This is a genomic window from Achromobacter sp. GW823-FHT04E03 (assembly GCF_058796095.1).
Genome location: NZ_JBXAIJ010000001.1, coordinates 2,141,571 through 2,154,549 on the forward strand (window position 1 = coordinate 2,141,571; position 12,979 = coordinate 2,154,549).

The 12,979-nt window shown below is 66.8% G+C and carries 11 protein-coding genes and 1 tRNA gene; 5 read left to right on the top strand and 7 right to left on the bottom strand.

Features of this window, described 5'->3' with window-relative positions; translation table 11 throughout:
* Positions 1–786: 786 nt before the first annotated feature.
* Positions 787–862 (bottom strand) — tRNA-His (locus AC1RHV_RS10075).
* Between the two features lie 183 nt (positions 863–1,045).
* Here AC1RHV_RS10075 and cls point away from each other — a divergent pair.
* Positions 1,046–2,503: a cardiolipin synthase gene (cls, locus tag AC1RHV_RS10080; protein WP_175161679.1), complete on the top strand. Its 1,458-nt coding sequence runs from the start codon at positions 1,046–1,048 to the stop codon at positions 2,501–2,503.
* A gap of 13 nt (positions 2,504–2,516) precedes the next feature.
* Here the strand turns inward: cls and AC1RHV_RS10085 are convergent, their stop codons facing one another.
* Positions 2,517–2,945 (bottom strand): PaaI family thioesterase, encoded by a 429-nt coding sequence (locus AC1RHV_RS10085; protein WP_054453468.1) that lies wholly within the window; start codon positions 2,943–2,945, stop codon positions 2,517–2,519.
* A 159-nt stretch (positions 2,946–3,104) separates the two neighbouring features.
* On the opposite strand from AC1RHV_RS10085, the gene AC1RHV_RS10090 reads away from it, so the two are divergent.
* Entirely contained in the window at positions 3,105–3,977 is an 873-nt protein-coding gene (locus AC1RHV_RS10090) for an NAD(P)-dependent oxidoreductase (protein WP_119449596.1), read from the top strand.
* 82 nt (positions 3,978–4,059) lie between these two features.
* Here the strand turns inward: AC1RHV_RS10090 and AC1RHV_RS10095 are convergent, their stop codons facing one another.
* Positions 4,060–5,322: an MFS transporter gene (locus AC1RHV_RS10095; RefSeq protein WP_054453472.1), complete on the bottom strand. Its 1,263-nt coding sequence runs from the start codon at positions 5,320–5,322 to the stop codon at positions 4,060–4,062.
* A gap of 272 nt (positions 5,323–5,594) precedes the next feature.
* Between AC1RHV_RS10095 and AC1RHV_RS10100 the strand changes: the two genes are divergently transcribed.
* Positions 5,595–6,479 carry a DMT family transporter gene (locus AC1RHV_RS10100; protein WP_492300814.1) on the top strand — a complete coding sequence of 295 codons (885 nt, stop codon included), beginning with the start codon at positions 5,595–5,597 and terminating at the stop codon, positions 6,477–6,479.
* Here the strand turns inward: AC1RHV_RS10100 and AC1RHV_RS10105 are convergent.
* Both AC1RHV_RS10105 and AC1RHV_RS10110 read right to left on the bottom strand, forming a co-directional pair.
* A complete protein-coding gene (locus tag AC1RHV_RS10105; RefSeq protein ID WP_054453474.1) occupies positions 6,476–6,964 on the bottom strand; it encodes a cupin domain-containing protein in 489 nt (162 codons plus the stop codon). The genes AC1RHV_RS10100 and AC1RHV_RS10105 overlap by 4 nt on opposite strands.
* Before the next feature lie 52 nt (positions 6,965–7,016).
* Positions 7,017–7,673 (bottom strand): GntR family transcriptional regulator, encoded by a 657-nt coding sequence (locus AC1RHV_RS10110; protein ID WP_013395291.1) that lies wholly within the window; start codon positions 7,671–7,673, stop codon positions 7,017–7,019.
* 174 nt (positions 7,674–7,847) lie between these two features.
* On the opposite strand from AC1RHV_RS10110, the gene AC1RHV_RS10115 reads away from it, so the two are divergent.
* Both AC1RHV_RS10115 and ggt read left to right on the top strand, forming a co-directional pair.
* Positions 7,848–8,822, top strand: a complete 975-nt coding sequence (locus AC1RHV_RS10115) for a Bug family tripartite tricarboxylate transporter substrate binding protein (protein ID WP_054453478.1) — start codon at positions 7,848–7,850, stop codon at positions 8,820–8,822.
* A 25-nt stretch (positions 8,823–8,847) separates the two neighbouring features.
* Positions 8,848–10,443: a gamma-glutamyltransferase gene (gene ggt / locus AC1RHV_RS10120; protein WP_054453480.1), complete on the top strand. Its 1,596-nt coding sequence runs from the start codon at positions 8,848–8,850 to the stop codon at positions 10,441–10,443.
* Here the strand turns inward: ggt and AC1RHV_RS10125 are convergent.
* Positions 10,425–11,942 (bottom strand): ArnT family glycosyltransferase, encoded by a 1,518-nt coding sequence (locus tag AC1RHV_RS10125; protein WP_492300609.1) that lies wholly within the window; start codon positions 11,940–11,942, stop codon positions 10,425–10,427. The genes ggt and AC1RHV_RS10125 overlap by 19 nt on opposite strands.
* Positions 11,933–12,958, bottom strand: a complete 1,026-nt coding sequence (locus AC1RHV_RS10130; RefSeq protein ID WP_175161651.1) for a glycosyltransferase family 2 protein — start codon at positions 12,956–12,958, stop codon at positions 11,933–11,935. Before AC1RHV_RS10130 ends, AC1RHV_RS10125 begins: the two co-directional genes overlap by 10 nt.
* Between the last annotated feature and the right edge of the window lie 21 nt (positions 12,959–12,979).

Here is a 12,979-nt window from a genome sequence, read left to right on the forward strand (position 1 = left end):
GTGAATGAAACGTCGGACCTGGACTTTTGCAAGCACCACACGCCTCCTCCGAGTCCATGGCAGGATGCCGATGAATTCGTGGGGAAACCTCAGAAGTCTGAAGCCTTTTTTTCAGAGCACCGGTAGTTCCCGCTGTCGGTAGGTACGTCGGAACAAAGAAATACCTCGCTTACGTTGTCCTTCCTGGCCCGATATAGAGTGCGTTTACACCGTGACCAAGGCTAAGGGGGATTCCAGCCATGTCCAGGGGCTGATGGCGAAGTTTGCCCTCCACCGGCCGCCGTCGTGCAGAATTCAGAGCGATGTGCCAGGACGACTTAAGCGCAGATGGGATCAGCGTGGGGTTTGCCAAAGCAAAGAAAGGAGAGACAGAGACGTGGCGTGGTCGAATGGACTTCTGCCCTGCAGGATCGGTTCAATGAACTGGGGAGCATTGAACGCCAGACTTCATGTTCGTTTGGCCGACTCGCCAGGGACACCCGTACACCGAGCAAGGCTTCAAAGCCATGTGGAATCGGATCATGGAAGACTGGCGCAAGCTCCCTGGAACCGAGCGGTTCACGCTCCACGATCTGCGTGGCCTACTACGTGACGGTGATGGTCGGCAGAGGCGAAAAGATCCCGAGACACACGCCAACCCTGCCACCACATGAAGGGCGTACGACCGGCGTCGAGCCGAGAAAATCAAGAATGCCTGATGTCACCAATAGGCGTTCTTGCCACCATCACATCAAATAAAAAAGGCACTTCGCCTTCGCGAAAGTGCCTTATCTTCATTGAATTCTTTGGGGTGGCTGATGGGGCTCGAACCCACGACAACCGGAATCACAATCCGGGACTCTACCAACTGAGCTACAGCCACCTCTGATACTGCTTTTCTTCCTTGCTGCGCTGCTTTTGAAAGCTGCTCAACAACGAAGAGGCCGAATTCTAGCACGTTTTTTTATCCGTGTGAAACCGGCCCCGCCGGCCCACTTGCCAGCGCGGGCCACCTTGCTATCCTTCGCCATTGATCAGCTACGGAGGCCGCGCTTACGCCATCGCCATGGACCGCATACACGCAATCTTGATCGATTACTGGCCCCATCTGGTGTTTGCCATCAGCATCGTGGCCGGAACGGGCGCGGCGGTGCATGCCGCGATGACCAAACAGGACGTGCGGGCGGCCATAGGCTGGGTGGGGGTGGCGCTGTTTTCGCCGCTGTTCGGCGCGTTGTTCTATTTCGTGGCGGGCATCAACCGGATCCGCAAGACTCGGCTGTCGCAGCAGCGCGATGAGGCGATGGTGGTGGATGCGGAGCAGGTCGAGACTGCGCCGGTGGACGTGGCGCCGATCTCGGGCCAGCAGTTCGCGTCGCTGAAGGTGCTGGGCGACCGCGTCAGCCGCTTCCGCCTGCTGGGCGGCAACGCGGTGCGGCCGCTGGCCGGCGGTGACGAGGCCTATCCGGCGATGCTGCAGGCGATCCGCGAAGCGCGCCACGCGGTGGCGATGCAGAGCTATATCTTCGACAACGACGCGATCGGGCGGGAGATGGCGCAGGCGCTGATCGAGGCGCGCGAGCGCGGGGTCGAGGTGCGGGTGCTGATCGACGCCATCGGTTCCAAGTATTCGCGGCCGCCCATCGTGCGCATGCTGTCGCGCGGCGGGGTGCCGGTAGCGCGCTTCATGACCAATCCGCTGGGGGTGCTGCGCATGCCCTATGCCAACCTGCGCAGCCACCGCAAGGTGCTGGTGGTGGACGGACGCCTGGGCTTTACCGGCGGAATGAACGTGCGCGCGGCCTTCGTCAGCGCGCTGGCGGGCGATGGCACCAACCGCGATACGCACTTCCGGGTGGAAGGACCGATCGTGACGCAGCTGATGTCGGTGTTTGCGCACGACTGGAACTTCACGACGCACGAGTCGCTGCCGGCCAGGCCCTGGTTCGATCCCGAGGCCTTGCCCCCCACAGGCGACGTGCCGATGCGCTGCGTGCCGTCCGGTCCGGACCGCGCGCTGGGCAGCACGCACAATATGCTGTTGGGCGCGCTGGCGGTGGCGCAGCGCCACGTGCGCATCCAGTCGCCCTACTTCCTGCCGGACCAGACGCTGATCGGCGCGCTGGCCACGGCCGCGCGGCGCGGCGTGGTGGTGGACATCGTGATTCCCGGGAAGAACAACCTGCGGCTGGTGGACTACGCGATGACGGCCCAGCTGGACCAGGTGGTGCGCACGGGCTGCCGGGTCTGGCGTTCGCATGGCGCGTTCGACCACTCCAAGCTGATGACGGTGGACGACGCGTGGGCCTATGTGGGTTCGTCCAACCTGGATCCGCGCAGCCTGCGGCTGAACTTCGAGCTGGATACTGAAATCTACGACCCCGGCGTGGCGCGCTGGATCGGCGCACGGGTCGACGGCTTGATCGCGCAGGGCCAGCGCGAGACGCTGGAGAACCTGCTGCGCGCGCCGTTCGCCAAGCGCCTGCGCAACAAGGTGATCTGGCTGGCTACGCCTTACTTGTAGACCCGCAAGAAGCTCAACCGTCGGAAGCCGGCGCGGGCGCGGCGCGCACCGCGAAGACCGCGTTGGCCTTGAGCATGACGCGGCCTTCGACCTGCAGCAGGCAGGTGGCGTAGATCAGACGGCGGCCCTGCTTGTCGATGCGGACATGGGCTTCGAGCCAGTCCCCGGGCTTGACCGGGTTCAGGTATTCCACCGACATCTGCACCGTGACCACCGAGGCCTGCGCCTGCTCGGCGATGGTATGGCCCAGCGCGCTGTCGGCCAGCGTGGCGAGCAGGCCGCCGTGTGCGATGGCGTGCATATTGGTGTGCGCCATCCCCACGCGCAGGGCCAGGACGCAATCGGCATCGCGCTTGTAGAGCGCGCCGAGGTCGGCCAGATGTTCCATGAAGGGGCTGCTGGGGCGCCAAGGCGCGAAACCGGAAGGAATGGAGTCTGTCATGCTCAAGCCTGGTTTTTTCACGCGGAATACCTCGAGTATCGCAAAGAAGTCTGCTGCCGGCACCGCTATCCGCAGACCTGTGATCGCGGCGCGGACGATCCGCAAGTCAGAGTAAGATTTACGCCATAACAAACCCCTACATGGCAGGAGCAGTGGAAGATGGCGAAAGTCGGCATGGTTGGTATCGGCCTCATGGGCCATGGCATTGCAAGCAATCTGGTCAAGCACGGGCACGCGCTGACCGTGCTTGAGCACCCGGGCAATCAGCCCCTGGACGCGCTGAAGGCCGCGGGCGCAACCAGCGTGACCGATGGCGCCACGCTGGCGGCCCAGTCTGACGTGATCATCCTCTGCGTTACCGGCAGCCCGCAGGTCGAGGCCGTGCTGCTGTCCGAGGGCGGCGTGCTGGCGGGCTTGCGTCCCGGTACGGTGATCATCGATTGCTCGACGGCGATCCCCTCTTCCACCGTCAAGGTGGCGCAGGCCGTAACGGAATCCGGCGGCCGCTTCCTCGATGCGCCGATGACGCGCACCCCCAAGGAAGCCGCCGAGGGCCGGCTCAATCTGCTGGTGGGCGGCGACGCCGCGCTGTTCGAGGAATGCAAGCCGCTGCTGGCCTGCTTCGCCGAGAACATCACGCACGCCGGCCCGATCGGCGCCGGCCATCGCATGAAGCTGCTGCACAACTACGTGTCGCTGGGCGTGGTCGCGCTGCTGTCGGAAGCCGCAGCTTGCGCGCTGCGCGCGGAGATCGATCCGGCGGTGTTCGCCGACGTGCTGGCCAAGGGCGGCGGCGGCGGCGTGGCGCTGGAACGCATCAAGCCTTACCTGCTGGAACAGGATCCGTCCTCGCTGCGGTTCTTCATGTCGAATGCGCAGAAGGATTTGTCCTACTACAACACCATGGCCGCGGAAACGGGCGCGGTACGGGAAATCGGCGCGGCCGTGCAGCACACGTTCGACCAGGCCGTCACTCAGGGCGGCGGCGACCGCTACGTGCCGGAACTGGTATCGCTGCTGAAGGACCGCTAGGACGGTCCTGGAGACCATCGCATCCGGCGTCACGGATGCGATGGCAAACGCTGCGGACGGCATCGCCCACAGTCCGCGGGGATCAACGGCCGGCCACCGCTACCGCGCGCGGCAGGCCCCGCGCCGGCAGGCGCAAGGAAATCAGGGCCGCCGCCAACAGCAGCGCGCCCGCTGCCCCGAAGGCCACCCAATGCGTGCCGAAGGTCTCATAGGCCCAGCCGCCCAGCCATGAGCTGATCATGCCGCCAACCTGGTGGCCCAGGTAGACCAGTCCATAAAGCACGCCCACCAGCCGCACGCCGTAGACGTCCGCAAGAATGGCCGACGACAGGGCGATGCTGCCAGCCCACGCGATGCCGCCCAGGGTGGCCGCGGCGTACAGTTCCCAATGCGCGCCCACCATGACCAGCGCGAAGAAACCCAGCCCGCGCACCAGATAGATCGCGGCCAGGATGGCGCGCCGTTCGACCTGGTCGGACATGCGCCCCAGCACCAGGGTGCTGAAGATGGCGACCAGGCCGATCAGGCCGATGCCCAGCGAACTGGTGGTGGCGTCAAAGCCATGGTCCATCAGCATGGGCACGCCGTGCGTGCCCAGCAGGTTCATGCTGAAACCACAGGCGAACAGGCCCAGCGCCACCTGCCAGAACGGCAGCGAGTTCAGCGCCGCGCGCACATTGGGCGCCGGCTGCTTCGCCGCAGCTTTGGCCGGTCCCGCCTTGTCGATGATCTGGTGCGGCAGCAGGTCGGTGTGCTCGGGCGCTTCATCGCGCATGACGAAGAGCGCCATCGGCACGGTCAGCAGCGCGAACAGCGCGGCGAAGCCCAGCAGTGTTTCCTGCCAGCCCACGGCCGAGATCGCGAAGGTCAGGGTTGGCGTCATCAGCGCGATGCCGGCCATGGAACCGGTGGACAGGAAGAACAGCGCCATGCCGCGCTGGCGCGTGAACCAGCGGCTGATCACCGGCGTCAACGCTACCGGGCTGGTGAAGCCCAGGCCGATGGACAGCGCCACGCCGAAGGACAGCAGGAATTCGATGGGGCCGCGCGCGTAGACCGTCCAGATGATCGACAACACGACGATGGCGGTGCCGGTCAGCAGCACGAAGCGGGTGCCGCGCGTGCCGACCAGATAACCTGCTACCGGCATGGCCAGCCCGTAGCAGAGCATGCCGATCGCGACGATGCCGGACAGCGTACTGCGCGTGAAGCCCAGGGCGTCGGCGATGGGCAGGAAGAACGGCCCGACCCCCATGCGCAGGCCGACCGTCAACAGGGTGAGTACCGTAGCGGCGCCTACGATGTTCCAGCCGAAATACCAGCCGCCCGACTCTTGCTTCTCCACTTGCGCTTCTCCTCGATATCTTCTTGTGGCCGCTTGGCGCGCCCAGGTTCGCCAGCGCCGCCCAAAAAGGCGCGGCGGGAGCGGGAAGAACGAGGCGTGCACCGGCTTGTCGTCTCCGGCGGCCTGACGACGCCGGACGCGTCATATTACTCCTGGCTATATGCCTGCTCCGCCCGGAATCCGGGAATCTGTTCGGTGAGCGGTCACCGAAGCGCTGTATAGTGCTCGCCATTTCGTTGCGCCCGAAGCAGACCGTGAAGTCCAAGACCTCGATGTTCGCCCTGTCCCGCCAGGAAATCGCGCTGGTGCTGGTCACCATGCTGTGGGGCAGCACCTTCCTCATCATCCACATCGCCATGCAGCACAGCGGACCGCTGTTCTTCGTGGGCGTGCGTTTCACCATCGCCGGCCTGATGGCGCTGCTGATGTTCAGCAAGCACATGGCTGCGATCACCCGCCAGGAGGTCGGCGCCGGCATCGCCATCGGCTGCGCCCTGTTCCTGGGCTACTTCCTGCAGACCTACGGCTTGCAGACCATCACCAGCAGCCAGTCCGCCTTCATCACGGCGATGTACGTACCCATCGTGCCGCTGCTGCAATGGGCCGTGCTGAAGAAGCCGCCAGGCCTGATGAGCTGGGTGGGCGTGGCGCTGGCCTTCGCGGGCCTGATCCTGCTGGCGGGTCCGCAGGCGGGCGCGCTGAATTTCAGCGTGGGCGAAGCGGCGACGCTTGCCGGGGCCGCGGCGATCGCCGCGGAGATCATCCTGATCGGCCACTATGCCAAGAAGGTCGACAGCCGCCGCGTCACCTTCGTGCAGTTGTTGACGGCCGGCCTGGTGTCGTTCGCGCTGATGCCCGTGCTGGGCGAGGCGGTGCCCGAATTCTCATGGCTGTGGGCGGGCGCGGCCATCGGCCTGGGACTGGCCAGTGCCATCATCCAGCTGACCATGAACTGGGCGCAGAAGTCGGTGTCTCCAACCCGGGCCACCGTCATCTATGCCGGCGAGCCTGTGTGGGGCGGCATCGTGGGACGCCTGGCCGGCGACCGGCTCCCGGCGCTGGCGTTGGTAGGCGCCGGCCTGATCGTGGCGGGCGTACTGGCAAGCGAGGCCAAGTTCACCCGCAGGAAAAAACCGCAAGCACAGGGCGCCGACTAGCGGGCCAGGCGCGCGATCAGCCCGGCCTGCGCGGGGTACAGCCGTTGCAGGTCGGCGGCGTCGGCCAACTCGAACTCGCTGAACTCGAAGCCAGGCGCCACCGTGCAGCCGGCCAGCGCATAGCCGGCGGGGTCGGCCAATTCTGCCGCGAACCAGCTGCCGGCCGGCACGACCGCCTGGAACGCGGCCTCAGGGTCCTTCAGCGCGTCGCCCAGCCGCAGGCAGCGGTAAGCGCCGTCCGGCGCCAGCACATGGACAAGCAGCGCCCCGCCCGCATGGAAATGCCAGAGTTCGTCGGACCGGATGCGGTGCCAGGTCGACCAGGCGCCGTCGCATAGCAGGTAGTAGATGGCGGTGCTGGCCGAGCGGCGCGCGCCGTCGCCGCGCGTCACGGCATCGGCGGCGCGATAGGTTTCGCGGTAGTAGCCGCCTTCGGGGTGCGGCAGCAGGTCCAGGCGGCGGATGAGATCGGCGGATGCGGTCATGGCGGGACGGGCGCGTAGAGGATGACGCCAGTCTAGAGCAAAGCCGCGCGTCCTAGGCCGCCTGCTCCAGAAACGCCTGCAGGGCGGGCACCGTGTTCAGCACATGCTGGCGCATGGCCGCTTCGCAACGCGCCGGGTCGCGCGTCTGCAACGCGGCGATCAATTCCTGGTGCGATTCGCGCACGCGCAGGACGCGGCCGGGCTGGGCCACCCACAGGCGCATATAGGGTTCGACGACGGAATGCAGCTCCGAGATCTGGCGCAGCAGGCGCGGCTGCTGGCAGAAGCTGCACAGGTATTCGTGGAATTCGCGATGCGCGGTGATCCAGTCCAGGTGTTCGCCCGGCCCCTGCTCCAGCTGTTCCAGCAGCAGCGACAGGCGGCGGATGTGCTCGGCGCCCATGTGCAGCACCGCGTTACGCATGGCCAGGCCTTCCAGCACGGACCGCATTTCGAACACTTCCAGCATTTCCTGCTGATTCAGGCCGCGCACCACCGCGCCGCGGTTGGCGCGGATCTCGACCAATCCTTCCGAGGCCAGCCGGCGCAGCGCGCCGCGTACCGGCATGCGGCTGGTACCGATTTCGGCCGCGACCACCTCGGGCACCAGGCGCTGGCCGGGCGCGTAGCGGCCCAGGCGGATTTCGCGCTGCAGATGCAGGTAGGCCTCGTCTTCGGCGCTGATGGCTGTCTTTTGGAATTGCAGCATTGGAGTCCCGGGGCTAGGGCCGACGGATAGGCCCACGAAAGCCGCCATGATAGATAACCGCAAAAATAACACAAATTGGATCCAGTGATCCATGGATGCAAATCCTAATGGTCTTGCAGCGCCCGCTTGCGTCTAATCCCTGCACGCACTCCATAACGCGATCAAGGGGAATTCATGAAGTTTCGTTTCATCCGGGCGCTGGCAGGCGCCGCCGCCGTGGCCTTTGCCGCCCAAGCGGGCGCCCAGGCGACCGACTGGCCGCAGCATCCGGTGCGCATCGTCGTGCCCTTCCAGGCCGGTTCCGCCACCGACCTGATTTCGCGCCAGCTGGGCGCCGCGCTGTCGACGGAACTGGGCCAGCCCTTCGTCGTCGAAGCCCGTCCGGGCGCCGCGGCTGCTATCGGCAGCGCTTCGGTGGCACGCGCAACGCCCGACGGCTACACGCTGTTGATGGGCGGCCCCGCCGCCATCGTGACCAACCGCTTCCTGCAAAAGCGCCTGTCCTACGACCCCGACGCCTTCGCGCTGGTATCCATGGTGGCGTACACCCCCAACATCCTGCTGGCCAATCCGTCGCAGCCGTTCAAGACCTTGCCGGAAATGGTGGCCTACGCCCGCGCCAACCCGGGCAAACTGACCTACGCCTCGTTCGGCACCGGCACGACTTCGCACATGGCGGGCGAAATGCTCAAGTCCGTGGCCGGCATCGACATCCTGCACGTGCCGTACAAGGGCGCCGGCGAAGCCATCCCCGCGCTGCTCAGCGGCCAGGTCTCGATGTACTTCGACACCATCATGACCGGCCTGCCCCAGGCCAAGAGCGGCGCGCTGCTGGCGCTGGGCATGTCCAACGCCAAGCGCTCGGCGCTGGCGCCCGAGATTCCCACGATCGCGGAACAGGGCTACGCCGGCTACGACATCGCGCCGTGGTACGGTCTGGTCGCGCCCGAAGGCACGCCCGCTCCGGTGCTCGACAAGCTCAACCGCGCCGTCAACAAAGTGCTTGCCGATCCGGCGCTGCGCAGTAAGCTCGCGGAAGCTGGCGCGGAGCCCCGCGGCGGCAGCCGCGAGGAATTCGCCGCCTTCATCAAGGCCGAAATCCCGCGCACCAAGCAGCTGATCGATCAGGCCGGCATCACGCCGCAGTAATTTTCACTACGAGTTCCCCGTTTCCATGTCCTTACCCTTCGATTGGTCTTTCCCCTACGCATCCCGGAAGATGCCGGTCCTGGCCGCCAACGCGGTCGCCACCAGCCAGCCGCTGGCGGCCCAAGCCGGGCTGCGCATGCTGCTGGCCGGCGGCAACGCCGTGGACAGCGCCATCGCCACCGCCATCGCGCTGACAGTGGTCGAACCCGTCATGAACGGCATCGGCGGCGACATGTTCGCGCTGGTCTGGCATGACGGCCAGCTGCATGGCCTGAACTCCAGCGGCTGCGCGCCCGCCGCGTGGACGCCGGAGTACTTCGCCGGCCGCGACGCCATGCCCGGCACCGGCTGGGGCACGGTGACCGTGCCGGGCCAGGTCGCGGGGTGGAAGGCGCTGTCGGAGCGCTTCGGCAAGCTGCCTTTCGCGCAGTTGTTCGAACCCGCCATCGCCTATGCCGAGGAAGGGTTCGCGGTATCGCCCACCATCGCCCGCCAGTGGGCCACGCAAGCGCCCAAGCTGGCGCAGGAGCCAGGCTTTGCCGCCGCCTTCCTGCCCGAGGGCCGTGCGCCGCAGGCCGGCGAATGGTGGCGCTTTCCCGCGCAGGGCAAGACGCTGCGCGCCATCGCCGAAAGCGGCGGCGAGAGCTTCTACCGCGGCGAGCTCGCCCGCAAGATCGCCGACTTCGCGCGCCAGACCGGCGGCGCGCTCAGTGCCGAGGACCTGGCGGAGCACCGTCCCGAATGGGTCACGCCAATCTCGCAATCGTTCCGCGGCTACGAACTGCACGAGATCCCGCCCAGCGGCCAGGGCATCTCGGCGCTGATGGCGCTGGGCATGCTGGAACAGTTCGACCTGGAAAGCATGGGCCGCGACAGCGCGGACTACTACCACGTCAGCATCGAAGCGATGAAGCTGGCGTTCGCGGACCTGCACCACCACGTCGCCGATCCGCGCCACATGCGCACCAGCGCCGCCGCCCTGCTGGACCGCAGCTACCTGGCCGAGCGCGCGCGCCAGATTTCCATGGACCGCGCCAGCGTGCCGGTCGCGGGCACGCCCGCCACCGGCGGCACCGTGTACCTGACGGCGGCCGACGCCAGCGGCACCATGGTGTCCTTCATCCAGTCCAACTACCACGGCTTCGGTTCCGGCGTGGTGGTGCCCGACACCGGCATCAGCCTGCACAACCGCGGCCTGAACTTCGTGTTGACGCCCGGCCACGCCAATCAGGTCGCGCCGCGCAAGAAGCCGATGCACACCATCATCCCCGCCTTCGTCACGCGCGGCGGCCAGCCGCTGATGTCGTTCGGCGTGATGGGCGGATCGATGCAGGCCCAGGGTCATCTGCAAATGGTCACGCGCCTGGCGGCGTTCGGCCAGAACCCGCAGGCCATGAGCGACGCGCCGCGCTTCCGCGTGGAAAAAGGCCCGGTGGTCAATGTGGAATCGCACTTGCCGGCGGACGTGGTCGACGCGCTGCGCGCACGCGGCCACAACGTCGCCGTGGCGCCCGCCGACAGCCTGGAATTCGGTTCGGCGCAGCTGATCTGCCGCCTGCCGCAAGGCGGCTACGTGGCGGCGTCCGACTCGCGCCGCGACGGTCAGGCCGTGGGCTTCTGAGTCTGGCCGGGCCCGGATCCAGGCCCGGCCCTTGACGATAAAGCCATCGCCGCCGGCCTCCGGCGGCGATCTGCCGGCGTACCGGCGATCACCAAGACGTAGCGCCGGCTGGTGTAGACCGGCTCAAGCTCCACTCCCGTCTGCTCGCGCACCCGCCGCAGATCCGCTTTTTCCACTGCCAGGAATACCCTGCCGTCCTTGGGCAATACGGCCTCCAAGCCTTCCAGCGGCACCCGTGCGGCCGCGCCCCGCGAGTAGTAGCGCGCCGAGAACGGCAGGCTGTCGACGAAGTAGAGCTTTTCGCCGGGCGCCATCAGCGCATCGGCCCGGGCGACAAGGTGTTTTTCCGTTTTGAGCCGCTCCGGCTTGGCCAGCAGCAAGCCGCAGAAAACAATCACCGCAATCGGCCCCAACGCCATGCAGGCCGTCGCCACGCGGGCTGGCGCCAGGGCGCGGGCGCGGCTCAGGCATGCGCCTATCGCCAAGGCCAGCGGCGGCAAGGCCGGCAGCGCGTAGGTCCACAGGATGTTGCCCGACAGGGTGAAGAAGAGCGGCGTGGCCGCGCCCCAGGCCAACAGATAGGTCCAGCGTGGCCGGCGCAGCCATCTGCCGGCCCGCCGCACCGGCCCGCGCCAGCGTCGGGCAAGCAGCCAGACGCCAAACACTCCCCATGGCAACGACGCCACAATCCCGTCCAGCCAGATGGCGCCGTAGGGCCGGCTGTGCGCCGAGCCGTAGAGATCCCCGGTCCAGCCCGGATCCACGAAGCGCAGGACGTGCTCGCCCACGATGAAGTACTGGATGAAGCCCGGCGTCTTGATCTCCGCCGCCACGTACCAGGGCAACACCAGGACCGCCGTCATCACGCTTCCCGCCGCCCATGGCAGGCGCCGCAGGCTGGCCCGGACGTTCCCATGCCACAGCATCCAGGGCACGATGGCGCCCGCCACCAACACCACGGCCAGTGGTCCCTTGGACAACAGGCCGATCGCCAGTCCCAGGAAAAATCCGTAGCGCCAGAACCCCGCCGCCGGCCCGCGCGCCAGGATGAATGACGCCATGCTCAGCGTGACGCCCAGGGCAAGGAACGGATCCGTCAACACTGCCCCGGCCGCGACCAGGGGCAGGAACATGGATGCGTACACCAGCACGGTCCATCTGGCGGCCTGTAGCGTAAACAGGCGGCGCCCCAGCGCATGAAGAATGGCAAGCGTCGCCGCCGTGGCCAGCAGCGACGGCAGCCTGATGCTGAATTCGCTCAGCCCCAGCAACCGGATCGACAGCGCCTCGGCCCAGAACCCCAATGGGGGCTTGCCCCAGAACGGCACGCCCGGTGCGAACCAGGGCGTGATCCAGTCGCCCGTTTCCGCCATCAGCCTGGCGATCTCCGCATAGCGTGGCTCGGACGTGTCGGCGAATGGCACCAGGACCATCGCCAAGAGGCGCACGCCCAGTATCGCCGCCAGCCCGGCGGCCATGGTCCGCGCGCTCAGCTGCAAGCCGCATCCCTCCCATGGCCCGATGCCGCCATGCCCGCCGCTCCGCTGTGCTGCACGTCGCGTACCAGATAGACCGGCCGCTGCTTGCTTTCCATATAGGTCTTGCCCACGTACTCGCCCAACAGACCGATGGTGATGAGTTGCACGCCGCCCATGAAGGTCATCATCGCCATCAGCGAGGGATAGCCGGCGACGTCATCGCCGAACATCAGGGTCTTGAAGATGATGGCGGCGCCGAAGACCGCGCCGCCCAGGGCCGCGGCCGCCCCCAGCCCCGTCGCCCAGCGCAGGGGCGCGGTGGAGAACGAGGTGATGCCTTCCATGGCCAGGCGGAACAGCGCCAGGTAGCTCCATTTGGTGACGCCAGCGGCGCGGGGCTCGCGGTCGTAATCGATGATCCGGGTCGGCATGCCCACCCAGGCGTACAGGCCCTTCATGTAGCGGCACCGTTCGGGCAGCTGCAGCAGCGCCGTCACGGCGCGCCGGCTCATCAGCCGGAAATCGCCGGTGTCGGGCGGGATCGCGGCCTTGCTCAAGCGGCTCAGCAGCCTGTAGTAGGCATAGGCGGAAAGCCGCTTCAGGACGCTTTCCCCCGCGCGGCTGCGCCGCCGCATGCTGACGACGTCGGCGCCCTCTTTCCAGGCCCGCACCATGGCGGGGATGGCCTCGGGCGGATCCTGCAGATCGGCATCCAGCATGATGACCGCGGCTCCGGCCGCATGTTCTATCCCTGCTGTCATCGCGGCCTCCTTGCCGAAATTCCGGCTCAGCCTGACCAGCTTGATGCCGCGTTCCTCGCGCAGCAGGGCCTGCAGGTATTCGGCGCTGCCGTCGCTGCTGCCGTCGTCGACGAACACGATCTCGTAGGACAGCCCCAACGTCTTCAAGACCCGCCGCAGGCGTTCGTGGCAGGCCGGCAGCACCTCCATTTCGTTGAGGAATGGAATGATGACGGATAGCTGTATCGGGCTGATTGCGCCCAGCACAGCGATATCGAGATCGGGTCTGGCATTCATCGGATCGCCTCCGTAACGGAC